General features: G+C 42.5%; 21 protein-coding genes. 12 read left to right on the forward strand and 9 right to left on the reverse strand.

Annotated features, from left to right (window positions below):
* Positions 1-112: 112 nt before the first annotated feature.
* From B1A85_RS14700 to B1A85_RS14710, 3 genes are read right to left on the reverse strand one after another with little or no spacing between them, the layout of a single operon-like run.
* Positions 113-886 (reverse strand): hypothetical protein, encoded by a 774-nt coding sequence (locus tag B1A85_RS14700; protein WP_104547660.1) that lies wholly within the window; start codon positions 884-886, stop codon positions 113-115.
* A gap of 17 nt (positions 887-903) precedes the next feature.
* Positions 904-1,251, reverse strand: coding sequence for a hypothetical protein (locus B1A85_RS14705; protein ID WP_146087185.1), 348 nt, complete (start codon positions 1,249-1,251; stop codon positions 904-906).
* Between the two features lie 54 nt (positions 1,252-1,305).
* On the reverse strand, positions 1,306-1,536 hold the full coding sequence (locus tag B1A85_RS14710) for a hypothetical protein (protein ID WP_104547662.1): 231 nt from the start codon (positions 1,534-1,536) through the stop codon (positions 1,306-1,308).
* 375 nt (positions 1,537-1,911) lie between these two features.
* On the opposite strand from B1A85_RS14710, the gene eis reads away from it, so the two are divergent.
* Positions 1,912-3,069: an enhanced intracellular survival protein Eis gene (gene eis, locus B1A85_RS14715; protein ID WP_104547663.1), complete on the forward strand. Its 1,158-nt coding sequence runs from the start codon at positions 1,912-1,914 to the stop codon at positions 3,067-3,069.
* Positions 3,070-3,380: 311 nt separating this feature from the next.
* A complete protein-coding gene (locus tag B1A85_RS14720) occupies positions 3,381-3,824 on the forward strand; it encodes a DUF2267 domain-containing protein (RefSeq protein ID WP_104547664.1) in 444 nt (147 codons plus the stop codon).
* A 243-nt stretch (positions 3,825-4,067) separates the two neighbouring features.
* Here B1A85_RS14720 and B1A85_RS14725 read toward each other — a convergent pair whose 3' ends face one another.
* From B1A85_RS14725 to B1A85_RS14740, 4 genes are all read right to left on the reverse strand, one after another.
* On the reverse strand, positions 4,068-6,434 hold the full coding sequence (locus B1A85_RS14725; RefSeq protein ID WP_104547665.1) for an ABC transporter permease: 2,367 nt from the start codon (positions 6,432-6,434) through the stop codon (positions 4,068-4,070).
* A gap of 146 nt (positions 6,435-6,580) precedes the next feature.
* Positions 6,581-7,918, reverse strand: coding sequence for an efflux RND transporter periplasmic adaptor subunit (locus B1A85_RS14730; RefSeq protein ID WP_104547666.1), 1,338 nt, complete (start codon positions 7,916-7,918; stop codon positions 6,581-6,583).
* Positions 7,919-8,001: 83 nt separating this feature from the next.
* Positions 8,002-8,484, reverse strand: a complete 483-nt coding sequence (locus B1A85_RS14735) for an adenosine-specific kinase (protein WP_104547667.1) — start codon at positions 8,482-8,484, stop codon at positions 8,002-8,004.
* A gap of 13 nt (positions 8,485-8,497) precedes the next feature.
* Positions 8,498-8,926: a hypothetical protein gene (locus tag B1A85_RS14740; RefSeq protein ID WP_104547668.1), complete on the reverse strand. Its 429-nt coding sequence runs from the start codon at positions 8,924-8,926 to the stop codon at positions 8,498-8,500.
* 119 nt (positions 8,927-9,045) lie between these two features.
* On the opposite strand from B1A85_RS14740, the gene B1A85_RS14745 reads away from it, so the two are divergent.
* Complete coding sequence (locus B1A85_RS14745; protein ID WP_104547669.1) at positions 9,046-9,795, forward strand: ABC transporter ATP-binding protein; 750 nt, start codon at positions 9,046-9,048, stop codon at positions 9,793-9,795.
* Positions 9,796-9,846: 51 nt separating this feature from the next.
* On the opposite strand, the gene B1A85_RS14750 is transcribed toward B1A85_RS14745, so the two are convergent.
* Complete coding sequence (locus B1A85_RS14750) at positions 9,847-12,639, reverse strand: cation-transporting P-type ATPase (RefSeq protein ID WP_104547670.1); 2,793 nt, start codon at positions 12,637-12,639, stop codon at positions 9,847-9,849.
* 326 nt (positions 12,640-12,965) lie between these two features.
* On the opposite strand from B1A85_RS14750, the gene B1A85_RS14755 reads away from it, so the two are divergent.
* From B1A85_RS14755 to B1A85_RS14765, 3 genes are all read left to right on the forward strand, one after another.
* Positions 12,966-15,062: a cation:proton antiporter gene (locus B1A85_RS14755; protein ID WP_210404473.1), complete on the forward strand. Its 2,097-nt coding sequence runs from the start codon at positions 12,966-12,968 to the stop codon at positions 15,060-15,062.
* A gap of 37 nt (positions 15,063-15,099) precedes the next feature.
* The gene (locus tag B1A85_RS14760; RefSeq protein ID WP_104547672.1) at positions 15,100-16,086 is read left to right on the forward strand and encodes a YihY/virulence factor BrkB family protein; all 987 of its coding nucleotides are present in this window, start codon (positions 15,100-15,102) and stop codon (positions 16,084-16,086) included.
* Between the two features lie 173 nt (positions 16,087-16,259).
* The gene (locus B1A85_RS14765) at positions 16,260-17,309 is read left to right on the forward strand and encodes an AI-2E family transporter (protein ID WP_104547673.1); all 1,050 of its coding nucleotides are present in this window, start codon (positions 16,260-16,262) and stop codon (positions 17,307-17,309) included.
* A gap of 24 nt (positions 17,310-17,333) precedes the next feature.
* Here the strand turns inward: B1A85_RS14765 and B1A85_RS14770 are convergent, their stop codons facing one another.
* Positions 17,334-18,452, reverse strand: a complete 1,119-nt coding sequence (locus B1A85_RS14770) for an AI-2E family transporter (RefSeq protein ID WP_104547674.1) — start codon at positions 18,450-18,452, stop codon at positions 17,334-17,336.
* Positions 18,453-18,866: 414 nt separating this feature from the next.
* Here B1A85_RS14770 and B1A85_RS14775 point away from each other — a divergent pair, with 414 nt between their 5' ends.
* The 6 genes from B1A85_RS14775 (at position 18,867) to B1A85_RS14800 (ending at position 25,168) form a co-directional block, all read left to right on the forward strand.
* The gene (locus B1A85_RS14775; protein WP_104547675.1) at positions 18,867-19,244 is read left to right on the forward strand and encodes a hypothetical protein; all 378 of its coding nucleotides are present in this window, start codon (positions 18,867-18,869) and stop codon (positions 19,242-19,244) included.
* Positions 19,245-19,265: 21 nt separating this feature from the next.
* Positions 19,266-20,051, forward strand: coding sequence for an N-acetylmuramoyl-L-alanine amidase (locus B1A85_RS14780; protein ID WP_104547676.1), 786 nt, complete (start codon positions 19,266-19,268; stop codon positions 20,049-20,051).
* Positions 20,052-20,259: 208 nt separating this feature from the next.
* Entirely contained in the window at positions 20,260-21,063 is an 804-nt protein-coding gene (locus B1A85_RS14785) for a bacteriorhodopsin (protein WP_104547677.1), read from the forward strand.
* A gap of 230 nt (positions 21,064-21,293) precedes the next feature.
* On the forward strand, positions 21,294-21,854 hold the full coding sequence (locus B1A85_RS14790) for a CAP domain-containing protein (protein WP_104547678.1): 561 nt from the start codon (positions 21,294-21,296) through the stop codon (positions 21,852-21,854).
* A 93-nt stretch (positions 21,855-21,947) separates the two neighbouring features.
* Positions 21,948-22,907 (forward strand): TIGR03885 family FMN-dependent LLM class oxidoreductase, encoded by a 960-nt coding sequence (locus tag B1A85_RS14795; protein WP_104547791.1) that lies wholly within the window; start codon positions 21,948-21,950, stop codon positions 22,905-22,907.
* A 92-nt stretch (positions 22,908-22,999) separates the two neighbouring features.
* Positions 23,000-25,168: a glycogen debranching N-terminal domain-containing protein gene (locus B1A85_RS14800; RefSeq protein ID WP_104547679.1), complete on the forward strand. Its 2,169-nt coding sequence runs from the start codon at positions 23,000-23,002 to the stop codon at positions 25,166-25,168.
* The last annotated feature ends 66 nt before the right edge of the window (positions 25,169-25,234 follow it).

Consider the following 25,234-nt stretch of genomic DNA (forward strand, 5'->3'; position numbering starts at 1 on the left):
CTGTACCAGCGATATCAATCTGGAACATTCGTCTAGACAAAACGGTATTCAACATTCAAGCAAACGTCTCTTTGGCGGGGATAAAACCAGCAGTTGGATTAACCTTTCCCTTTTAACCGACTAAGCTACTGTGATTGACAGAGGGTGCATCTGCAACTACCAAAAAGTTGCCATAATCACTCCAAGCGTTGAGAAAATCTTCTGCATCTACTGCAATCATCTGACCGTTAGGTATGCCACTATCGTTCAGGATAATTTTCACAGAACCATCCGGTTGTTGGTCGATTCCTGTCACCCAAACTGCATGACCTCCATTGACTTGTTCAATCGGAAAACCAGTGACAGGATCTCGCATTGGATTCCAAATTTCGCAAGCATCAAGCCCGACAATGACTTTGTCCCCTTGTTCTAAAGCTGTAGCAATATCATCAAGCGTGGCGTCATAAGTTTGTTCTGTAGGAATACCTAATGCGTTCAAAATTTTGCCCACGTGTTCTGGGCTAGTTCCAGCTTCCGAGTCAAACCAGCCATTGACTTCAGCAATTTGGCAAGCTTGGGCTTCAGAAATATTAACGCCGGCGATCGCTTCATAAACACTAATCTGAGCCACTACTGCACAGGAATTCTGACCTTCTTGTTGTTGCCAGTAACTAGCATCTGCGATCGGATCTCCCCAACCATCAAATTGAGACGCATCCCAGTCAGAACTTGCTACATATTCACTGCTAAAGTCTAATAAGTTATCACTGCTAACATCATCGAAAGCGTGTAGCTCATTTTCGCTTGACGAATCTAACTCAGATATTGGCTCATCCATTACCTCCTCTAGTAAATTAGATTCAGAATCAAGATAAGTATTCTGCGTTGACAAATCGTTATCCAACATACTACTAAGCTTCTGATTTAGGGGACAGTTATATCTGAAATTGTGCAAAGATCAAAACCACGTCTTTCTATTGAACTACCATCAGTGAAAACAACTTTGATATCAAAAAAGCATTCATTAGAAGAGTAGCCGTCGACCTTTATTACAGTAGATCGATTACCAAATAAAACATTTCTACCTAAAACATCTTCCTCCCAACTACGACTACTAGAAGGTGACAGATATAGCTCTTCAACCGTAAAAGGTGTATTATTGTGGAATCTGAAGTCTTGTAGACCTGCTACCGCACTCTGAGCATTTAATGCAACCATTGGTGTTGAAACTACTGCGGCAATCATGAGGTTACGTAACGAGTTCTGCAACATAATAGAATTTCTCCTTGAGATTTTTTAAATGTTAGTTTGCGTTGTCATTAAAACTTATTTAGTTCCTGGTAATTTTTTATTAGCAGTTCCATACAGAGCTGCTCCAGCTGATAATAAGAAAATTGGAACTCCCAAACTATTGCCAGTTTCATAGGCAGCTTCATATGTTTCATCTAGAGTTTTTCCCTCAACTGCTGATTGAAAGCCTATAACTACACCTAAGCCAAAACTTAGACCAAGATAGAGACCAAGAAACCAAACAAAACCAAAGGCAGCTCTTTTCATATTTATCTCCTTAGAGGCTGAGTTTAATTGCAAATATTTGAGCGATAGATTAAGCAAATCTTGATAAACTCATGTTTAAATAAGTTTTCAAGTTTACTCGTCAGACTTGAGCAATTAAAAGCAAATTAAAACTTATGAACTGTATTAGTTACGCTGGTTTTATCTGCTTGATTAATACAATATTTGAATAGAATTGAGTTAGCACTATTGTTTTAAGACAAACTAATTGCCATGGTGAGATAAGCAAATAACACAATTGTGCAAATAGTATTTCCGAAATCTGCAATAAATGTTCTAGCTTTTGAGGCGCGATCGCTTGTCACGCAGTCATAATACATATATATTTATATTTGTAGTATATTAGGCGCGCTCGCCATGACGTCTCAGTTTGAATACAACACAATCTCGAACGCTGAAGACGAGCAACGACTAGGCAAAATCTTACAGCAGTGCTTCAACTCTCCATCCGACAGCATTAAGACTTACTTTCAACGTGTTGGTAGAGAAAACTACCGCAGTATCAGCAATTCAACTCAAATGATCGGTGGTTTAGCCATTCTTCCGCAAGGACAATGGTTTGGGGGTGAGTGCGTTCCTATGGGTGGAATTGCAGCAGTGGGTATAGCGCCAGAATATCGCGGTTCTGGTGCAGCATTGGAATTAATGCAACAAACGATTCGAGAACTTTATCGACGAGGTATACCAATTTCAACGCTTTACGCTGCGACGCAAAGACTTTATCGCAAAGTGGGGTACGAACAAGCCGGTAGCCTTTGCAGTTGGGAAATGCCAACACAGAGTATTATGATGCGCGATCGCGCGCTACCGATGCAAACTGTCGAGCTCGATTGTGATGAATTCTCTCATCTGCATCAGCAACAAGCAAAATTAACAAATGGATATTTGCAACGCCACCAGTCGGTTTGGCAAGAGAAAATAAAATCATCTACTTATGCTTATTTAATTGGTGCAGATCAACCTGAAGGATATTTAATGTTTCAACAACAGGAGGTTAATCACAGTGAATGTCTTGCTATCAGAGATTTGGTATTACTAACTTCTAGGGCAGTGCGACGTTTTTGGACATTTATCAGCGACCATCGTTCGCAAATTGAGAAAGTGCGTTGGCAACACTCACCAGAAGGTTTTTTAACATTAAACTTACCAGAGCAAAAGGCTAAAATTATAAGTTTATCACGCTGGATGATGCGCGTTGTTGATGTTATTAAAGCTTTAGAAAAACGCGGCTATCCACAAATAGAAACCGAATTGCATTTAGATATTCAAGATAAATTAATTGGAGAAAATAATGATAAATTCATTTTAAAAATAGCACAAGGACGTGGTGAAGTAGTACGAGGAGGAAGAGGAGAATTAAAACTTGATGTTAGTGGATTATCACCGCTTTATACAGGCTTATTTACCCCACAGCAATTGCAACTTACGGGACGATTAGAAGCTACAGAAACAGCTTTGTTAAGTGCAACACAAATTTTTGCAGGTTCTGCGCCTTGGATGTCTGATTTCTTTTAGTGAAATACAAATGACATGATTGATTGCAGAATTTCGCAAGCAACTTCCCATGCGATCGCCTTTTAGGCGTTATTAGTACTCCAAAAGATGCAGCGCGCATTACTTTATTTCTAGCTTCTGCCTGAGCACAATGGATTGCGAGACAAACTATTTGCTCAAGAAGTGGATTGTAGATTGACTGCCATTATGCGTTAACATTCAACCAATAGACAGACTCACCAATCCCCTTTAAGACAGAAATTAAGTTGTGAATTCATGATTAAGGTGATCGAATAGCCACGACTGAAGATGCGTTCAGGAGGGATTGTGATATGAGCATGACTGGACTTTCTGTTTTTGATACAACCCTACAACAAACCAATGTTTGGCTCAATGATGTTGCTCAAGAGTATGGTTCAGACGACAAGCATCTGGTCTTTCAAGGAATGCGCATGACGTTACAAGCGTTGCGCGATCGCCTCATCGTTGATGAAGCCGCACATTTGGGAGCTCAATTGCCCATCTTATTAAGTGGTTTTTACTATGAGAATTGGCGTCCTTCTACCAACCCAAGCAAAGAGCGAAAGAAAGAAGAATTCCTCAACAGCGTTCGCAATCGACTGCAAAAAGTAAATCCCAATATAGATATTGAGCGGATGGTACGGGCAGTATTTAGGGTGCTGGCGATGCGCGTTTCTACTGGAGAAATTGAAGACATTACTAGCATTTTGCCACCTGAGCTAAAAGAATTGTGGCCTGAATCAGTACGAACGTAATCTAAGAGGCAAGCTTTTCTCTAAACATTGTTCAAAAAAATTAGGATAAAGCTGAAATTGATAGGCTACGATCTATCAATTTCAGTTATAAATTTCAGCGCCAATGCCAGAGACTGGAGAATAAATAGTAATTCAGATTTCGTAATTAAGCAAAGCTACATATAAGTTATCATTCAACTTTTCCATACTATTTGAGATAAAAAATACAAATTTCATTTTCCCTCAGCTTCCTCTAATTTTCACCTACTCGCGGGTTTTGAGGACTGCAACTAAATCAAGTCGATTTACCTGACGGCGAATAATGACTCCCGAAATAATCGCCGCGATCGCAATAACTCCTGAGGCAAAAGCATAGCTTATTTTAGTGACAATTACGGGAATGCGGTATAGTTCTGATTCAAAAGCAGCTGACAAAAATACCGAAAAGGTATACCCCAGGATAAATCCCCACGGAATTGCAAATAGAATAATCACAGCTTGTTCGCCTAAGAGAATCATTGTTACCTGGGCGCGGGAAAATCCTATAATTCGTAATGTTGCTAATTCGCGACTGCGTTCTGATAGAGCAATTCTTGCTGAATTGTAGACAACTCCAAAAGCAATAATACACGCAAAAATCACGATAACAGTGGTGAAAATTGCTCTATTGCTAGCAATTGTCTCCTGAAACTGGGCGATCGCAGCTTGACGAATTGAAATTCCGGTAACAGCAGGTGTTTGTTTTAAGAGTGCATAAAGTTGCTTAGTTTGGTTTGTATCAATTGCTAAGTATGCGCCCGAAATCGTGCCTCCTTCTTGCATCAATCGATTTAACGCGCGAATATCCATATAAGCTGCAATACCAATCATCTCATCGACAAATCCGACAACTGGAACTGTGCGGATAGGGCGTTCTTCTTCTAAAACTTCAACCGTAAGTAAATCTCCTGGAGTAACGTGTAAGATGTCTGCTAACGCTTTGGTGAGAACAATGCCACTAGGAGGTAAGTCAACGGTATTGAGATGGCGATCGAGTAAACGGCGTAATTTTCCTGTTGGTTCTAAACCTGTAATAGCAATACGGCGCGAGCGATGTTCAAACCGCAAGCGGGCTGCTACACTGCGAAATGGTTCGGAGTACAAAACACCAGGTAAATGATTAACTTCGTAACGGACGCGAGCCGGACGAGGACTATTGAATACAATAGTGACATCTTCACGCTGCACCTGGCGAAACTGTACGTCAATCATGTAGTCAATAGCATCAATTAAGTAACGTCCTACTACGAGCATTGCTAAAGCCAGGGCAATACCTAAAGCTGCAAGCCAAGCTTGTACCGGTTTACGCTCAATATTGCGCGCGATCGTGCGTCCTACAGGCGATAACCAAGTATGCAATCCTATACGTTCGATTAACGTCAGGCGAAATACTGCAGGAGGTTCTGGGCGCATCGCTTCAGCCGGTGGTAGCAATACAGCCCGTCGCACAGCAACAAATGCTCCAAAGAGTGCAGCTCCTCCACTAACGACAATTGCTGCAATAATCAATTCAATTCTAGCTTCGTAGCGCAACACAGGAAAAGCATAAAACTGCGCAAAAGTGCGTGTTACAGCATTACCAAACCATACCCCAATTCCTGTGCCAAAAATTGCTCCTACCAAGACAATTGCTAATACAAACTTGAAGTAATGAATGCCAATTGTGATATTGCTATATCCAAATGCTTTAAGTACCGCTATTTGTTCGCGCTGGGTACTGACTAATCGCGATAGCGAGATATGCAATAAAAAAGCCGCAATTCCTAAAAAGACAATTGGTACTACTGTAGCTGTTCCTCTGAGTTGCGTAATATCATCAGATAAAAATCGATGCGAAACTTGATCTTCTCTTGCGTAAGCTCCTAATCCACCATAAGGTGCTAGCAACTGATCGAGTTGAGAAACGATATCAGCTTGACTTGCGTGGGGCATCAGGGATAAAGTCACGTCGTTAAACGCACCATCCATATCAAATGCAGTCGCTAACGCCTCGCGTCCTATCCATAACACGCCAAACCGTTCATTGTCGGGAAATAAATCTCCTGCACCGCGAATTTCATATATATATTCAGGCGAAAGCGCAATACCAACAATCTGCAAAGTTTGCCAGCGTCCATTAATAACGGCTCCTAACGTATTTCCTAATTGCAGTTGATTTGCATCCGCAAAAGCTTCGCTGACTAAAACTTCATTGCTGTGCCCTGCTTGAATGTATCGCCCTTGACGCACGTAAAGATCGTTGAGCATGACACTTGGCTGTTCTGGAATTGAGACCAACCGTCCGATCGCGGGTTCATCCCGTCGTGGAATATCAAGTGTGACATCCATCACAACTCGCGTTTGTACTTGTGCTACTCCTGGAATCGTTACAATTTGAGCAACAAGTGACTCTGGCGCGCGCTTGAGTTGTACAAATACATCCGCGAAGCGATATTGTTCGTAATACGTCGCTTGCGATAGTTGCAGTGAGTGGTACGCACTTAACATCGAAACAAAACTAGCGACACCACAGGTAACAACTAATGCGATCGCGATCGCTTGTCCTCGCCAATGTAGGAGATCGCGCCACAGTTTTTGATCGAGAGGTGACATATAGTAGGGCTCAGAGGTCAGGGATCAGGATTAAGCTTTAGTCAAAGTTCTCACTCTATTGACTAGGACTATAGTATTTGCCTAGAAAATAGGCACTTGGTTGAGGGGCTTCAGAAGATTTGCGTATTCAATCAAAATTTGGTAAATCAACTTATCGTTACAGAGCGATTGTCCTCAATTTGTTCTGTGGGGTGCAAGATGACTAATTCATCTGCAGCTAAACCTTGCTGAATTTCTGCGGTAGTATCGCTACGTTGTCCGAGTGTAACTGTACGTCGTTCGGCTCTACCATTATTAACTACAAATACGCACCAAGTTTGCTCGCAACGAAACAATGAACTCAACGGTACCTTTAGCACATTGGGCTTTTCCCAAACCACAATTTGCACGTCAACTCGATAACCATCACCGAGTACTTGTGATGCGTCAATATCGCCTATGACATTAACGCGTTGTTCTTCTACGCCCAACGCAGATATTTTTGTAAAAGCAGAAGGCTCAATGCGCCGTACTTGTCCTTTTAATTGTGTTGTTCCGGAGGTAACGCGTATTGCATTGCCAACAGCAACTCGTTCTGCATCGCTGGACAAAACATCGATAACGAGTTCTAGTTGAGTTGGATCGCCTATTTCTACAAGTGGAGTACCTTCACTAACGACTTGGGAGCTGCGTTGCAAAACTCGCAGTACTTGACCGCGCACGGGCGATCGCATTTCGGTGCGTCGGGCTTGATCTTGCAATCGTGCTAGTTCGGCTTCAACACTGGCAATGCGGGCATCATAAACTCTTAAAAGATAATCAGGATCGCTTTGTTCGGCTTGTAGTATGGCAAGAGCTTTTTGCGCGACAGCGACTTCCGATCGCGCTGCTTGTGCGGCTTGGAGTGCAGCATTGTGTTCTTCTTGTTTCGTGCGTTCGTTCAACTCGGCTTGTTCTCGCGCTTGCCGTGAAATAACACCTGTAGCTGCAAAGTATTGCGCGCGTTGGCGATCGCGCTGGGCTTGTATTAAGGCGGCTTGTGTTTGTGCGACTCGCGCTTCTACTTGTCGTTGATTTGCCTGCGCTGCGGCGATCCGACTGCGTGCTTGTGCTAAAGCTGCGGTTTTGGGTCTTTGCGTTTCAACTCCAGCGCGTTGCGCTCGCGATTCTGCCAAACGCCCTAAAGCTTCCTGGACAGCAGTTGTCTGTGGCAACGAATCAATCCGCGCTACAACATCTCCTGCTTCAACAATATCGCCTTCATTTAAAGTAATGCGGTCTAGATGTCCGTTGACTTCTGCTGCAAGAACATAGCGATCGCGGACTCGCGTGATTCCTTCTGCATTCACAGTGACTTGCAACAAACCTTTTTCGACACGCCCTACCTCGACTGCAACAGGAGTAGGACGCAGTAGAAAAATTAGCGCGATCGCTGTTACCAAGGCAATACTGACATAGATTAATAATTTTGAGGAGCGTTTAGGCAGAGATGGTAATAAGATCATGAAATAGCTACCAATTCTCCTTTATTTTCAGTAGGTTTAAACTTCAACAAATCCGTAGGCTTAAGCCTACGGCAAACTACGAATTAAAGCTTATAACCTACTTGCCGTAAGAATTTATGGCGGACTTTAACATCTTCTTCCGTTTCTACACCTTTTGGTGCTGAACCATCCACAACACCTAAAATTCCTCTTCCTTGGTCGGTTTGAGCAACAATCGCTTCAACAGGATTTGCAGTAGCGCAGTAAATATTACAAACTTCTGGACATTGTTTAATTGCGTTCAAAACACTAATGGGATAGGCATTTTGCATCACAATAATAAAGCTGTGCCCTGCCGCGATCGCTTTGGCATTGTCGATAGCAGCAGCTTGTAGTGCTTGTTCATTTCCAGCAGCACGAATTAAACATGCTCCAGATGCTTCGCAAAACGCTATGCCAAATTTTATCTGCGATGAACTCGCAGTCATAATTTCATAAAGATCTTCAACAGTTTTAATAAAATGTGATTGTCCTAAAATAACATTACTTCCTTCAGGAATTTGCACTGGAATAGATTGAAGTTGCATTTTTACCTCTTATTTATGAAGCTAGTTTTTGGTAGCGGTTATATGCTCTGAGCCATCGCCAAGACACAATATTAAGCAGCAAACCGATAAAGAACAAAACAATCATTAATGCAATCTGATACCAGGCTATTGGTGTCACTGTTAAGTCAAGTACAACGTGCAGAAAATTTAGAACAGTATAAAAAATTGTTAAACCAAAATGAATCACGCGATAGCGTTTAGAGTCATTGAACGCCAAGACAACGATCGCCAACATTGGCAAAAGAAAAAAGCCCAGCATTCCCCAGAGAATATAGGCAATATTGGTGTTATTATGAGCATCGGCGATTGCAATATCTTGACCGTGAAACAGTGGCATCAAGCCAAGTTGAGTATGAAAGAGGGTACCCAGCAGAAAAACTGTCCAAAGCGCAATGATTTTTTCTTGATAGCTGACTTTCACAACCGTAGCCTCTGCTTCTCATTTGCTGAGTTCAAGTTTAGGAAAGAAACTTGAGAATCTTGTGAAGATAGAGGGCGACCGCTTAAACTTAAAGTATCGCCATAGACTTCACTCTGACCATGAACAATCAACGCGGTCAGTTATCCAATTCCTCTACTCTTGCCAACAATGTTGGGTTTCACTTGCAAGACATCACAAAAGTCTACCGCATGGGTGAGGTAGAGGTTTATGCGTTAAAGTCAATCGAGCTCGATCTATACGAAGGTGAATTTGTTGTAGTTTTAGGACCTTCCGGTAGCGGTAAATCTACGCTATTAAATATTTTAGGTGGATTAGACGTACCTTCGAGTGGGCAAATCGTCTTTCATCATCGCGACTTAACGAACGCTAGTGATGCAGACCTCACGCGCTTTCGGCGAGACTGCATTGGTTTTATTTTTCAGTTCTACAATTTGATTCCTAGCCTCACCGCACGGGAGAATGTAGCACTAGTTACAGAAATAGCACGTCGTCCAATGTCGCCAGAAGAAGCACTATCGAGAGTTGGATTAAGCGATCGCATCGATCATTTTCCTGCTCAAATGTCTGGAGGCGAACAACAGCGAGTCGCGATCGCCAGAGCCATTGCTAAACGTCCAGAGGTGCTACTATGTGACGAACCAACAGGCGCGCTCGATTTTCAAACGGGCAAACTTGTCTTAGAAGTTTTAGAACAAGCCAATCGTGAATTAGGCACAATGACAATTGTCATCACGCATAATGCGGGAATTTCAAGAATGGCCGATCGCGTAATTACGATGCGTAGCGGTCAAATTTTGAATATTCGTCGTAACGAATGCAAAGTAGCTCCGGCTGAATTGGAATGGTAAAGGGCAGGCACGATGCCCACCCTACCTCTTAAAATATTCAATCGAGTAACTCTACGCGCGTCTTAACTTTCTAGAAGAAGCCTTTTCAATTGGGTCGATACGATTAGCGATGATAGCGGTGGGAATCATGGGTAAACCAACGAGCAGACAAATGAGCCATTGATTCCAGTTAAGGGGTGCTGTAGCAAATAAGGTATTCATTATGCCCCACTGACTGAAAATGATTTGTAAAAGCACAGCAGCTACAATTCCGAGAACGATTGCACGAGCATCGCTAAAAGATTCTCTTCTTCTCCCACGCAATCGACTGGCGATCGCAATACCAAGTTGACTTAAACTGATGAGATAAAAGATTCTTCCCGAGACAAGCGCTTGAATTGCCATTGTCCGAGCTAAATCAACGTTTCCTGTATCGCGGAGTACCCATTCAAACATTCCAAAAATTAGAATCCAGTTAAACACAGAAATAAGGACAATTCGCTGCACTAGCTTACGCGATAATAGTGGCTCATTAGGGTTACGCGGTGGCTGCTGCATGACAATTTCCGACTTGGGTTCAAACGCAAGTGGTACTGTCATCGTAATTGAATTCACCATGTTCAACCACAGAACTTGTAACGAGAGAATAGGTAAAACTCGCGCCAGTAGCACGCTAATCAAAATCGTCATTGATTCACCGCCATTCACAGGGAGAATAAACGCGATCGCTTTCAATAGATTGCGATACACCGTGCGTCCTTCTTCAACTGCGGCTTCAATCGACGCGAAGTTATCATCGGTGAGAATCATGTCAGCGGCTTCTTTAGCAACTTCGGTTCCTGTACCGCCCATCGCGATTCCAATATCTGCTTGTCGCAGCGCAGGAGCGTCATTGACGCCATCGCCGGTCATTGCGACAATTTCACCTTTAGATTGCAAAGCTTCTACTAAGCGTAGTTTTTGCTCGGGCGCAACCCGCGCGAACACCGCACCCTCTTCTACCGCGTTAGCTAGTTCGCGATCGTCCATCTGCGCAAGTTGTTGTCCGGTAAACGCAATGACTTCTTCATGATGATTAAAGCCCATGCGTTGTGCGATCGCCTGCGCTGTCACCGCATGATCGCCCGTAATCATTTTGACTTGAATTCCTGCTTCTTGACATGTTTGTACTGCTCTAATTGCCTCTTGACGCGGCGGATCGATCATCCCTTGCAATCCGATAAAGATTAACCCTGCAGCAATATCATCGTGATCGAGCGACTTTTGCTGTGCTGGCACAATTTTTTTAGCGAAGGCTAGTACTCGTAAGCCCTGATGCGCCATAGCATCAACTTTTTCTTGAATTGTCGCTGTATCGAGCGGCTGAAGTTCTCCTTGTGCATCCAACATTTGCTCGCAACGCTGTAGCAGTGCTTCCACCGAACCTTTTACATAAATTATCCTTTGGGAATTGCTTCCTACTTTTTGCCTTTGTTCGTGCAACGTTGCCATGTACTGAAACTCAGATTCAAAGGGAATCGCATCGACTCGCGGCATCGTTTCTTCATGGCGATCGCTTAGTCCTGCTTTGTTTGCGGCAATAATCAAAGCTCCTTCGGTTGGATCGCCGACAACTGTGTTTTGTCCATCTTTGACTTCAATTTGCGAGTCATTACACAGCAAACCTGCAATTAAACATTCGCGCAGTGCAACATTGGCGTCAAAATCTGCTGGCTTTTGGGCAGATGCGCCGTCATTTACATCTGTATCTACAACAATTTCCCCTTCTGGATTATACCCGCTACCCGTAACTTTATATTGCTGTTCTCCTGCATAAATTGCTTGCACCGTCATTTGGTTTTCGGTCAGCGTTCCGGTTTTATCTGAACAAATCACCGTTGCACCACCAAGGGTTTCCACCGCCGGTAGCTTGCGGATAATCGCATTGCGTCGTGCCATTCGGGAAACACCAATTGCCAATGTAACTGTGACAACAGCAGGTAATCCTTCTGGAATCGCACTAACGGCTAAAGCAACCGCCGCTTCGAACATCTCGACTATCGAGTTACCGTAGCCAATACCAACCGCAAAGGTTAAAGCAGCAACACCCAAAATAATGTACAACAACGTACGGCTGAAGCGGTCGAATTTGCGGGTGAGTGGAGTGACTAAGTTAGTTCCGCGATCGATTAACTGCGAGATACGTCCAGTTTCAGTGTCTTGGGCGATCGCAACGACAATACCTTTTGCTGTACCAAATGTGACAAAGCTACCCGCATACGCCATGTTGGTACGTTCGGCTAAAGGTGCATCAACTTCTACTTGTCGTGTCGTTTTTTCTACAGCAACCGATTCGCCCGTTAGCGCTGACTCGTTGACTTGTAAGTTGCGTACATCGATTAACCGTAAATCTGCGGGAACTTTATCGCCAGAGGCAAGTAACACAATATCGCCAGGAACAATCTCTGTCGAGGACACGCGCACTTTCTCGCCGTCACGGATAACAGTTGCTTCGGTTTTCACCGCTGAGGCGAGTGCAGAAATTGCGCTTTCAGCTTTCGCTTCTTGAACGTAACCAATAATGGCGTTAATGAGAGTAACGCCCCAAATCACTCCAGCATTGACCCAAGAACCGAGTAATGCTTTAATCGCACCTGCAATTAATAAGATATAAAGCAGTGGTTGATTAAATTGCAATAAAAATCGAACGATTGGGCTTTTCCCCGGTTTTGCTTTTAACTCGTTGGGACCGTATTTCTGCTGTCGTTGCGATACTTCAGCAGAGGATAGACCAGTTTTAGGGTTACTGTCTAAGCTTTGAGCAACTTCCTGTAGAGGTAGATTATGCCAATGATTTTCCAGCAATTTTTCTTCTGTTGCTGTCATGTGATTTGCCCCCCGACACTGTTACTGGCAGTTGAGTTATAGATTAAAGTTACACTGCAAGTCATTCTGTGTTTGTAAAAACCGTCATCTTTATTACTTTATTCAATATATATGATGGAAAAATGACAATTTTTAAAATATTAAACACTATGTCTTTGTACCTATAGCATATAGCTTGTAGCTAACTTATACTTGACGCTCAGGCCATCTTCTATTCTGAAACTCAGGAATTATCTCATAAAAAAAGTAACTAAATACAGATATTTTTAGACAGCAAAGTTGATATGTATAGCTCATTTGTTAGCAATCTTGACCTTCAAAGCCCAATGGAAGTTTCGTTTTTTTATCAAGTAACATTTAGCACATTTGTGCAAGCGAGTTGGTTGTGTACGCAAAATACAGGGCGATCGCTCGTTGAGTTTTTTCGTCCCTCAATTTTAAGAGGACCAATTACCGATCCTGTTCCCGTCTTCCTAATTATCATGGCGATTATGCTCGTTGCGCCGTTGTTATTCGAGCGAATCAAGCTACCAGGGATTGTCGGGTTAATTTTAGCAGGATTAGTCGTAGGTCCTTATGGTCTTGGACTTTTAGAACGCGATAGTACAATCGTTTTACTTGGTACGGTAGGGTTGCTATTCTTGATGTTCATGGCTGGTTTAGAAACAAGCCTTGACGATTTAAAGTACAACGCTAATAAAGCCGTCATATTTGGCATAGCAACTTTTGCGGTTCCCATGATACTTGGAACTGCGAGTATGTCGCTTCTTGGTTATGGGTTACTCGCCTCAATTCTAGTTGCTTCTTGTTTTGCGTCACATACTCTTGTGGCGCTACCAATTGCGATGCGGCTAGGCGTGATGCGTACGCAAGCTGTCACAACAGTGCTGGGAGGAACCTTAATTACAAATGTTCTAGCTCTCCTAGTTTTAGCTGTTGTTGTTCGCGCCTATCAAGGAAGTCTGACGCTAGGCTTTTGGTTATTTCTAATTCCCGCTTTAACGATTTATACTTTTGCTACTTTATGGGGAGTTCCTAAAGTTGGTCGCTGGTTTTTTCGGCGGTTCGGACACGACGAAAGTGCCGAATTTACATTTGTTGTTGCAACATTATTTATCGTATCTTACGTAGCCGATTTAATTGAAATTGAACCAATTATTGGCGCCTTTTTAGCAGGAATTGCGATCTCACAGTTGATTCCCCAGTTGAGTCCGTTGATGAACCGCATTCAGTTTATTGGTAATACGTTATTTATTCCATTTTTTCTGATTTCTGTGGGAATGCTCATTAATCCTGCAATTTTGTTGAGCGAACCGCGCTCTATGTTAGTAGCAGGAGTGATGACTTTTGTTGCGATTGTTGCCAAATTTTTACCCGCATGGGGAACAGGAAAAATCATTGGCTTGCCATTTCCTAGTGTCATGTTAATGTTTGGGCTTTCGGTAGCGCAAGCAGCGTCCACTTTAGCAGCAATTACAGTTGCATTTGAAATTAATTTAGTCGATCAGCTGACGGTGAATGGCACGATCGCTATGATCTTGGTAACGTGTATCGCGTCTCCTTGGGTCACAACGCGTTGGGGGCGCGAAATCAAACCAGCTGCTTTCACTCCTACAATCGAAACAACGCAGATTGGCGATCGCATTTTAGTTCCTGTTGCTAACCCTAATACTGAGGATCATCTCCTAAAACTCGCCCTGATCTTAGCAAAAAAAAGTAACGGGACGTTGCTCCCATTACACATTCTTACAGATAACGGTGGACCAATTACTGCCGAGAAAAGAATTCAGCAACAACAACTCTTAGCAACAGCAGAAACCATTGCCCATGCGGCTGTAACATCGGTTGAAACCATCGGACGAGTTGATGATTCGATTGAAAAAGGAATTCTTCGAGCAGCACAAGAACGCGATGCTAATTTAATTGTTTGTGGCTGGAAAGGTTACTCTAGCTATCGCGATAACTTTTTTGGCAGTGTCATTGACAATATTATCCGGCAAGCAAGTGTACCTGTGTTAGTCGCGCGGTTTACGCAACCAATTAGAAATACAGATCGGGTCATCCTCGCATTAACTGATCTAGATTTTGCTTCATCTCAATTGCAAAAAACAATCGCTTTAGCCGAAACCTTAGCTGAGGAACTCAAAGCAACGTTAAAAGTGTTACACGTTACGAGAAATCCTCGCCGCAAAGCATATAAAGTGTCACCTCCTCTGCAAACAAAAGCTACAATTGAGCACGTACGGGGCAATTTTGTTACCCGCGTTGCCAGAATGTTACAACCTGACGATTTACTCATTCTCACATCCGGAAATCATCCTGATATTTTAAGTATGCGGATGCTAGGAACTGAACCTGAAGTGATTGCCCGTACTCACCAAGAAACTTCGATTGTTGTGCTGCATTTCCCACAAAAAGTATAAATTTAAACTCAGTAGCGACGCAATTAAGGCAGTAGCGATGAAACTTTTACGTAATCTATGGCAGCTACTCAAGGAGACAATTTCAGAGTGGCAGTTTAATCAAGTATCACTCCTTGCTGCATCTTTGGCATACTATACAGTTTTCTCGATCGTACCGTTAATGATTCTAGTCATTATGATGGTGGGAGCAATTTATGGCGAAGCAGCTGCAAAACAGCAACTTGTCGAGCAAATTCAAGGTGTTGTTGGACCAGAAAGTGCTGAGGTGATTGCTACAGCGATCGCTAATATGCGACAAGATGCTGCTGGTGGACCATTTCAGCTAATTTTTAATTTGGCTTTTTTTGCATTTGGCGCTTCTGGAGTTTTTGCCCAGATTCAAAACGCACTCGACAAAATTTGGGAAGTTAAACCAGTACCAGGAAAGCATATTACGCACTTTCTGCGTAAGCGATTAGTATCGTTTGCGATGGTGTTGGTGATTGCCTTTTTGCTACTTGTTTCTTTTGTTGCGAATACAGTACTAGCATCAGTCGTTCATGTTTTAAACGAGTTAACGCCAGGACGTGGCTACTGGTGGCAAATTCTCAGCTTTGTATTCTCTTTTTGTATGATTACATTCTTGTTTGCTGCCATGTATACTGTACTACCTGATGCCAAAGTTCGCTGGCGAGATGCTTTGGTAGGCTCGATATTCACTACTGTATTATTTATGTTAGGTCAATACTTTTTTGGTTTGTTTCTCAGTCAAACAAATTTCGCTTCAGCTTATGGTGTAGCTGGTTCGTTTTTAATTATTATTACTTGGATTTATTACGCTGCTCATATTTTATTTTTGGGTGCAGAATTTACTAAAGTTTATGCAAAAGAGCACGGCGCTCCTATCGTACCAGAAGAATATGCAATTCCCATTTCTGAAGATTTTCCCCAAGAAACCCAAAAGCGCAAATCATCACCAGGTTTATTAACGAATTTCCGTCGTAAGTGTATGCGTGCGTGGCATAGTTTAATTGGTAGAAGATAGTAAAAGAAGGGGTTAGGGATTGAAGTTCAGAGGTCAGAATTTATACATTTGAAAAGATAACTAAGAGAAAAACGCAAATTAGCAAGATGTCAGCATTCCTTCCATTGCGGCACAATTCGAACAGAGCTAACAAGCAGCATTTTATTCAAAATTGTTAATTCCTAGTCTGATTTATGAGCGAATCACCGATTAAACCTATATGGAATCGACTAAATAATTCAGCGTTAGTTCGAGTTCTGCTACTGATTGCACTAGGCTGGGCGATCGCTCAAATACTAGCTTATTTTGAACACGTCATTGTCACTTTTATTTTTGCAGCAGTTTTTGCGTTTCTTCTTAGTTATCCTGTGCGCTGGGTAGAACGTTTTTTACCTCACGCTGTAGCAGTTATTATTGTCTTTCTTTTAAGTATTTTTCTTTTACTGGCAATAGTTTTCACAATTGGTTTAGCAATTTTATCGCAAGGCGAACAACTCCTCAATCAAGCTCCAGAATTATTAAACAGTTTTTTACCAATAGTAGAACGAATCGAACAACTACTTCAGCGATTGAACTTTCAAGTAGATTTTAATGCAATTGAAGAACAACTTCGCAATCAAGCTTTAGCAGGGCTAGGATTTGGCTTTGCTACTTTGCAAGCAATCGTGACGAATATCGTTGATTTGATTATTATTGCAGTCATAGCACTATTTATGTTGCTCGATGGTAAAAGACTTTGGGATTTTCTTTTACAAGTCTTTCCACCGCAATTTCGTGAAAAGTTGACTCGTGCGGTTCAACATAATTTTCTTGGCTTCTTTTGGGGACGGTTTTTGCTGTCGCTGTTTTTTGGCGTATCAGTTTATCTTGTCTTGCTACTACTGCAAGCACCTTTTGCTTTACTGCTAGCAGCGATCGCTGGTGTCTTCGATCTCATTCCAGGGATTGGCGCCACCATCGGAGTCACTTTAGTATCAATAATCTTGTTACCTCAAGGAGTGTGGCTCAGTTTGCAAGTTTTAATCGGTTGCGTTCTTTTGCAACAAGTTGAAGAAAATGTACTGATGCCAAAAATTATGCAAGGTTCGCTGAATGTCAATCCAGTCGTGATGTTTTTTGCCTTGCTAGTAGGCGCAAGAATTGCAGGTTTAGTTGGAGTTTTTCTCTCGGTTCCAATCGCTGGCGTATTAATCAGTTTATTTGAATTAAACCAACTCAAAGCTGAACGCAAAGAGGACAAGTAATCATTCTTATTTAAACAACTCGACTTAAACTTCTTTCCATTCTTCACTAATTTCTGGACTATAATCGGTATTTGGATCGTAAATGACTTCCTCGCGAACAACTTTTTGATGGGGATGCTGCCACTTATCTAAAATATCAATAAATAGAACTTCTTCTAACCAGGTTTTGGCAATTACAGTTAAAGGTAATGCCATGACTAAGCCTAATGCACCGAAAAAACCTGCAAATAACAGTTGTGCTGTTAGTGTAATCGCTGGCAGTAAAGCTACTTGGTGCGCCATAACTAATGGAGTTAGCCAGTAACTTTCAATATTTTGAATAACAACGTATAAAATTAAAACAGCAATTGATTTCCACGGAGTATCGAGTAAAGCGATCGCCATCGGAAAAATGGCGCTTAATGTTGGTCCAATATTTGGAATAAAGTTAAGTAAACCGGCAAGAATGGCGTGTGCTAAAGCAAGTGGTACGCCAATAATCCACAAACCCACACCGCTTAAGACTGCAATAAATATTCCTTCAATGACAGCACCAACTGCCCAACTTCCTAAAGCTACATCGCACCTCGTCAAAATCTCATCAACTCGACGGCGATAAAATGAAGGAAACAAGCGAATTAATGATTGACGATACGGCTGCGGCTGTGCTAAGAGCATCAGCGTCAATACAAGTACTAAAAGGAATTGTAAAAATGCTGTAATCGAAGTTGAAAAAAAGTTAACTGACTGACCGAGTAACTGAGTTGCGATCGGCTGAATTTGTTGAATTAGGCTAGTAAAATCAGGTAAATTAGCCGGTAAATTCGGAAACCAACCTAAAATTTGCTGCTCTAACCAACTTAGCCATGTCTGTATTCTCGCAAATCCTGTTGGTAATAAAGCGATGAGTTGTTGAAACTGCTCGATAAATGGAGGTACGATGAGCACGAAAAAGCCAACAAGCAGCGCCAGCAAACTCGTTAAAGTAATTAAAACTGCCCAGCCGCGTTTGACGTTCAATCTTTGCAGTTGTAATACTAACCGATTCAAAGCTGTCGCTATGACAACTGCCGTAAGTAAGAGTAAAAGCAACTGCCGAATCTGCCAAAGGATGTATAACGAAATTAGCAGAACAATTAAGCCAATCCATCGACCAAAATTCACAGTAAACTTTACTCCTCTGACTCAAAGATTTTTGTGGCAATTTCTGAACTCAGCGATTTCCATTTCAACCATAACACTATGACTAAATCTCAGTGCCTATCCTAAGCATTAACAGTAAATACTTAAGTTCAATCAACTAAGCATAAAAATTATACTACGTAACTTCACTGTTTTTGGAGGCTAATTTGCTCGCATATTCGACTTTTTCTGCTTTTCTGTCACTTTCTCGTCACAATTGTTTCAAATACTGATCGTCAGAAGTAACTAGCTTAATAACTTGATTTGATAGTGTTAATTTTTATAGCAACTCTTTAACTGGGTTTTGCTGAATTATAAATCTTACAAAATGGTCTAACTTTTAGTTCCGATGCAATCCAAATCCTAACAAGTAACTGTAGTCTTGAGGTAATTAGTATGCAGGGGCAACAATCTCATCGAAATTCTTTCATCGCTGAGAGAAACTTTAGTAATTCAACTTATGTAGAAGTAGCGCAGAATACACCATCCTCTAATCAAGTTAATGTACCGAACAATGCTGTTAGCTTCTGGGGACCCCTCAGCTTATTGACTGGTGGTGCGATTTTTCTGACAATGTTAGTTAAGTTGCGTAAAAATAAGCAGAGCAATATTGTGGTCAATTTAAAACAACTCAATAAGATTCCTTGCAGCAACTGTCGATATTTTTCTAGCAATCCTTATCTCAAGTGTGCCGTAAATCCTAAAATTGCTTTAACGGAAGAGGCAATAGACTGTACAGAATACTGTCCTCAAGCTAACAAAATGTTTCGTTAAATTATACAGGCAATTTAAGAAATGCGGCGTTTTGTGTGGATTCAAGTTATTATCAGTGTTATACTCATTGGCTTTTTTACGATAAGTTTAAATGTGAAAAATACAGAATCGCATGAAGAAGTCAAATTGACACAAAGTGTAACCATCAAAGATAATCAACCCACTTATTCACAAGCGATCGCCACTCCCCAAGAAACAGTAAACCTTGCGCAAATCAAATATCAGCCTAATTATGAAGCGATCCCAGTACATCCCACAAATTACGGTCTAAGGCTAACAACTGATATTAACGGCGTTCCTGTTTATAATCAACCAATCATTGTTTTACACGAAACTGTAAGTTCAGCGGCGAGTACAATTAATTTTTTTCAAACACCACATTATGAAGAAAGTAAGCAAGCAAGTTACCATGCGTTAATTAAATTAGATGGAACAGTCGTTTATCTTGTCCCACCTGAATTTCGAGCTTTTGGCGCAGGAAATTCCGTTTTTGATGGTGCGTCAGGTCCAGAAGCAGTAAAAACCCATCCAAATTTTCCTCCTTCTGTGAATAACTTTGCGTATCATGCCGCACTAGAAACACCACCAAGTGGTAGAAATAATGCGCGAAGACATAGTGGTTATACAGAAGAACAATATCGATCGCTAGCCTGGTTAATTGCCCAAAGCAGCGTTCCAGAAGACCGAATCACAACGCATCGCGCCGTAGATCGTTCGGGAACGAGAATCGACCCGCGTAGTTTTAATATGAATAAATTTTTGCAAATCCTACGGGATTACAGACAGCAAAGTTTCAGGAAGACGTAGAAACAAAACTTTTAAATTTTTTGCAACCTTTGAACCTTATGCAGCTACAAAAGTACACATTTTTTTCGAAAACCTCGATCTTTAGGTAGAAGATGAAACAAGTGAAAAACTGATCTATTTATATAGGAAGTATTGCTTATTGACAAATCGCCTAAAACATTTTGTTGATTTGAATACACTTTTTTCCCATTCATTGGCTGGAGGAGTAATGGATCTACAAGATATATTTCATTGGCTCTACATTTTGGGAATGGCGGTTGGTGCGATCTACTTTATTTGGCTCAGTAAGAACCCACGTGGTGTACCCAAATATGAGTATTTGGTTGCGACGTTTATTCCCATTTGGTCAGGACTAGCTTATCTTTCAATGGTTTTACCACATGAAGAATTAGAGCAAGGAAAAATCGCTGTTGCAGGTCAAATTACTCACTTTGCACGTTATATAGATTGGGTTGTCACTACACCACTACTGTTACTAGCCCTAGCGTGGACAGGAATGCATCGTCTCCCAAAAAAAGATTGGACGCTACCTGCTGCACTAATGATGACGCAAGTAATAGTTATTGTCTGCGGTTTAGTAGCTGACTTATCTGTTATTCCTTGGGTGCGATATCTCTGGTACATTAACGGCGTTGTTGCATTTTTAGTCGTCATGTGGGGAATTTGGGGACCTTTACGTGCCAAAACCCGCAGTCAAGGGAGCGAACTATCCAATTTTTACGATCGCCTAACAACCTATTTCACCGTGTTGTGGATTTGCTATCCTGTCGTGTGGATTCTTGGACCTTCAGGATTTCGAGTTTTTGACCAAACAATTGATACTTTCTTGTTTTGTTTGATTCCCTTCTTCTCCAAAGTTGGATTCAGCTTTTTAGATTTGCACGGACTGCGCAATATTAGTAGCGGCGTGACCGCAACTGGTACAGACAGTGCCGTCGGAAACGTCATGCAGTTTTTCTTAGGAACACCCAAGCGTCGCCGATTGTCAATGCAAAGAAGAAGCTTCTACTGACGCTCTTTGTCGTTTTCTAATTAAATGAGGAAACTCTGAGCGGGGCTGTCAATGGTTAATAGTTAAGGGCTACTAACAATTAACTATTAACTATTAACCGCCTTGACAAGATGTTCGGAACTTCAATACAAGTGCTCTAGTGTAGGAATTGCGAGTCACTAAACTTTCTGCATACATTAGAAGATAAGTGAATTTACGCATGCCAGAGCTTTAGCTAGTACAGCCTACGAATGAACAAAAGTCGACTTTCATGGAAGTTATTTATCTTAAGTACGCCGATTGCACTGCTTTTAGGAGGATGTGAGCCTGCAAGAGAACTTATCTCATCGATCCCTGGCGCGGATCGACTTCTGAATCAACCGCTACCTTCGGTTCCTGCACAAGCCCCAAACATTGCCGAAATGGAAGCGGCAATTCTTGAACAAATTAACGAAATTCGCGTGGAGAACAATTTACAACCGCTAGAAAATAACGAACGCTTAGCCCAAGTTGCGCGCCAATACAGTCAAAGAATGGCACAAGAAAACTTTTTTAGTCATACAGGACCCGATGGCGATACTCCAGCGCAACGCGTGCGTGACGGCGGAATTGTATTTTTGATAGTCGGCGAAAATCTGTTTCGGAGTACCAATATTTCCGATCCTGTACCCGCCGCAATCCAAGGATGGATGGAAAGTCCTGGACACCGCGAAAATATCTTACGTTCTGTCTTTGCAGAAACAGGTGTGGGCGTTTGGCGCGAGGGAAATCGGTACTACATCACCCAAATGTTTTTGCGATCGCTTCTTTAATCGTATTGTGCTTTAAAGTGGCTGCGTGTGGGTGAGCAGAGGAGGCAGAGGGGAAAATGACGATTGTTTTTTAAAGGTATTAAAAAAATTGTTATGGTTAAATTTGGCTACCATTGCTCGCACGAACAATTTAAACCGAGTACGCTGCTGCAATACGCGCAAGCAGCTTACAAAGCAGGATTTCAACGAATATCATGTTCGGATCATTTTCATCCTTGGAGCGATCGCCAGGGGGAAAGTGGTTACGCCTGGTCTTGGTTAGGCGCAGCAATGCACGCCGTCCCCTTGACTTTTGGCGTTGTTTGTGCTCCGGGACAGCGCTATCATCCAGCAATTATCGCCCAAGCCGCAGCCACCTTAGCCGAAATGTTTCCCGAACGCTTTTGGGTAGCTTTGGGTAGCGGTCAAGCTTTAAACGAGAAAATTACAGGCGATCGCTGGTTAGCAAAAGACGAACGCAATGCCCGTTTGCAAGAGTGCGCTGAGATTATGCGGGCGTTGTGGCAAGGTAAAACCGTCACGCATTACGGTTTAGTCCGCGTAGAAGAAGCCAAACTTTATACTCGCCCTCAAGTTCCGCCCAAAATCATCGGTGCCGCAATTACACCACAAACCGCTGAGTGGTTAGCCAAATGGGCAGACGGGATGATTACAATATCGCACCCCCACGAAAAGTTAAAAGAAGTCGTCGAAGCATTTCGGCGTGGAGGCGGGGAAGGTAAGCCGATGTATCTTAAAGTACAGCTTTCTTATGCAGCAGACGAAGCAACAGCACTTGACGGCGCTTACGATCAGTGGCGAACCAATATTTTTACAAGTCCAGTGTTAGCCGATTTACGCAGTCCGCAGCAATTCGATGCGATCGCCGATTTTGTCAAACCAGAAGATATGTATCAATACGTCCGCATTTCCCCCGATCCGCAACAACACATCAAATGGTTACAAAAAGATATTGAACTTGGCTTTGAAGTCATCACACTCCACAACGTCAACCGCGAACAAGAAGCGTTTATTGAAGTCTTTGGCGAAAAAGTTTTACCCGCACTTCAGTAGGTAATAGATCTTTTTTCAATCACCAATGACCAGCTACCAATTACCAATTACCAACCTTCACGTTTATTTATTATCTAATTATCAGGAGTTATATGCGTATCACCGTTGGTCCACCAATTTTAACCATCAATCATGGTGGAACATTCATGGTCACCGATCTAGATGGTCAAATTCAACAAGATGGTTTTTTGGGGATTTTCGCCGAAGACACGCGTTTTTTGAGTTACTATGCTTGCTACGCTAATAGTAGTTCGTGGGTGCGTTTGCGCTCAACAACAACGACTTACTACGCATCGCGAGTTTATTTAGTAAATCCAGAAATTATTACCGAAGAAGGAGCAATTCAACAAAACTCGCTGTCGCTAATCATTAGCCGTACCGTTGAACACGGAATTCATGAAGACCTAGACTTGACCAACTACGGACTTAAACCAGCAAAATTCACGCTAGAAATTGCGCTACGCTCCGACTTTGCGGATATTTTTGAAGTCGAATCAGGACAACTTGTGCGACGGGGATGCTTAGAAACAAATTGGGATATTGAAAAAAAAGAACTGCACACAAGCTATAGGAATAAAGATTTTCTCCGCGGTTTGATTTACCAACCGCGCAACTATGACTCGCAACCCCACTATGCAAATGGTCGGATTAATTATGAAATTGCGCTCCAACCTGGTGAAAGCTGGCACGCTTGTGGAAACTACATTTTAGTTGAAAATGACCGCAAACGCGAACCGATTCATATTTGTTACTACAAAGCCGTTGATGAGGAAGTTAACACCGAGTTAGAACATTTATATCGCCGTTGGTTAGATACAGTTACTGAAATTAAAGTTGCCAACGAAGAAGTGTATCGAGCGTATCAGCAGTCAGTCAGCGATACAGGAGCCTTGCGGTTGTATGATTATGACTTTGGTCCTGATGAGTGGCTACCAGCGGCGGGTGTACCAAAGTTTGTGACGCTGTTTGGACGCGATAGTTTAATTGCAACGCTGCAAAATATGATTACGCATCCTGCTTTTGCACGCGGGACGTTAAAGAAACTCGCGCAGTTACAAGCTACCGAAAAAGATGATTGGCGCGATGCGCAACCAGGCAAAATTCTACATGAAATCCGTCAAGGCGAACTTGCACATTTTCAGAAGATTCCGCATACGCCGTATTACGGAGCCGCTGATACAACAGCGTTATATCTCATTGTGCTACACGAAGCTTGGAAATGGACTGGCGATGATGCGTTGTTGCACGACTACCGCAATGTGATATTGGGATGCTTAGAGTGGATTGACCGCTATGGCGATCTTGACGGTGACGGTTTTCAAGAATATGAAACGCGATCGCCCAGTGGTATCGAAAACCAAGGTTGGAAAGATTCAGGAGATGCGATTGTTTACCCTGATGGTAGCCAAGTAAAAGCGCCAAAAGCTTTGTGTGAATTGCAAGGTTACGTCTTTGATGCGTGGATGCGCGTAGCAGAAATTTTTGAGTATCTAGAAGAAGGCGATCGCGCGCGCCATTTCCGCGCTAAAGCCGCAAAGCTGCAAGCACAGTTTGAAGCAACCTTTTGGTGCGATGACATTAGTTTTTATGCATTTACACTCGATCCTGATAAAAAACCCGTGCGGACGATTGCGTCAAATCCAGGACATTGTTTGTGGAGTGGAATTGTTTCTCGCGATCGCGCGGCGCAAGTTGTGCAAAAATTACTTGCACCAGATATGTACAGCGGTTGGGGTATTCGGACTTTATCGGCGAATAATCCGGCATTTAATCCTTTTTCTTACCATCGGGGGAGTATCTGGCCGCATGACAATGGCATTATTGCCTTAGGGTTCAAGCGCTATGGCTTTAAAGAAGAAACCGCGCGACTAGCACGCGACCTTTTCGAAGCAACAAGCTATTTTGCTAGCTACCGCTTACCAGAACTTTATTCTGGAGTTGAGCGATCGCCTGGTGCTTTTCCGGTGCCTTATATTGAAGCAAATGTCCCGCAAGCATGGGCAGCTGGCTCAGTATTTCACCTGTTGCAAGCAATTTTAGGTTTGCAAGCGGATGCTCCGCACAAGTGTCTTTATGTCGATCCTTGTTTACCGCATTGGATACCAGAGATTACCCTCAGCCGTTTAGAAGTTGGCGACGCTTGTGTTCAGTTACGCTTCTGGTTGGAAGACGGAGTAACGCGCTGGGATGCAACTCCGCAAAAGGGCGAGATTGAGGTTAAGGAAAAATCTTGGCAGCCTTGGGATGTTGAGGTCGATTAACGAACCACTAAGGCACAAAGCGCGCAAAGTTTGATGGAAGTTTAGCGGTTGAAACCGATAAAAGCG

Origin of the sequence: Chroococcidiopsis sp. TS-821 (assembly GCF_002939305.1) — a bacterium.
Lineage (GTDB): Bacteria > Cyanobacteriota > Cyanobacteriia > Cyanobacteriales > Chroococcidiopsidaceae > Chroogloeocystis.

Bases quoted from the DNA above. Each gene is read 5' to 3' on its own strand.
- B1A85_RS14700 (WP_104547660.1), bottom strand. From the start codon at position 886: ATGTTGGATAACGATTTGTCAACGCAGAATACTTATCTTGATTCTGAA.
- B1A85_RS14705 (WP_146087185.1), bottom strand. From the start codon at position 1,251: ATGTTGCAGAACTCGTTACGTAACCTCATGATTGCCGCAGTAGTTTCA.
- B1A85_RS14710 (WP_104547662.1), bottom strand. From the start codon at position 1,536: ATGAAAAGAGCTGCCTTTGGTTTTGTTTGGTTTCTTGGTCTCTATCTT.
- eis (WP_104547663.1), top strand. From the start codon at position 1,912: ATGACGTCTCAGTTTGAATACAACACAATCTCGAACGCTGAAGACGAG.
- B1A85_RS14720 (WP_104547664.1), top strand. From the start codon at position 3,381: ATGAGCATGACTGGACTTTCTGTTTTTGATACAACCCTACAACAAACC.
- B1A85_RS14725 (WP_104547665.1), bottom strand. From the start codon at position 6,434: ATGTCACCTCTCGATCAAAAACTGTGGCGCGATCTCCTACATTGGCGA.
- B1A85_RS14730 (WP_104547666.1), bottom strand. From the start codon at position 7,918: ATGATCTTATTACCATCTCTGCCTAAACGCTCCTCAAAATTATTAATC.
- B1A85_RS14735 (WP_104547667.1), bottom strand. From the start codon at position 8,484: ATGCAACTTCAATCTATTCCAGTGCAAATTCCTGAAGGAAGTAATGTT.
- B1A85_RS14745 (WP_104547669.1), top strand. From the start codon at position 9,046: ATGAACAATCAACGCGGTCAGTTATCCAATTCCTCTACTCTTGCCAAC.
- B1A85_RS14750 (WP_104547670.1), bottom strand. From the start codon at position 12,639: ATGACAGCAACAGAAGAAAAATTGCTGGAAAATCATTGGCATAATCTA.
- B1A85_RS14755 (WP_210404473.1), top strand. From the start codon at position 12,966: ATGGAAGTTTCGTTTTTTTATCAAGTAACATTTAGCACATTTGTGCAA.
- B1A85_RS14760 (WP_104547672.1), top strand. From the start codon at position 15,100: ATGAAACTTTTACGTAATCTATGGCAGCTACTCAAGGAGACAATTTCA.
- B1A85_RS14765 (WP_104547673.1), top strand. From the start codon at position 16,260: ATGAGCGAATCACCGATTAAACCTATATGGAATCGACTAAATAATTCA.
- B1A85_RS14775 (WP_104547675.1), top strand. From the start codon at position 18,867: ATGCAGGGGCAACAATCTCATCGAAATTCTTTCATCGCTGAGAGAAAC.
- B1A85_RS14780 (WP_104547676.1), top strand. From the start codon at position 19,266: ATGCGGCGTTTTGTGTGGATTCAAGTTATTATCAGTGTTATACTCATT.
- B1A85_RS14785 (WP_104547677.1), top strand. From the start codon at position 20,260: ATGGATCTACAAGATATATTTCATTGGCTCTACATTTTGGGAATGGCG.
- B1A85_RS14790 (WP_104547678.1), top strand. From the start codon at position 21,294: ATGAACAAAAGTCGACTTTCATGGAAGTTATTTATCTTAAGTACGCCG.
- B1A85_RS14795 (WP_104547791.1), top strand. From the start codon at position 21,948: ATGGTTAAATTTGGCTACCATTGCTCGCACGAACAATTTAAACCGAGT.
- B1A85_RS14800 (WP_104547679.1), top strand. From the start codon at position 23,000: ATGCGTATCACCGTTGGTCCACCAATTTTAACCATCAATCATGGTGGA.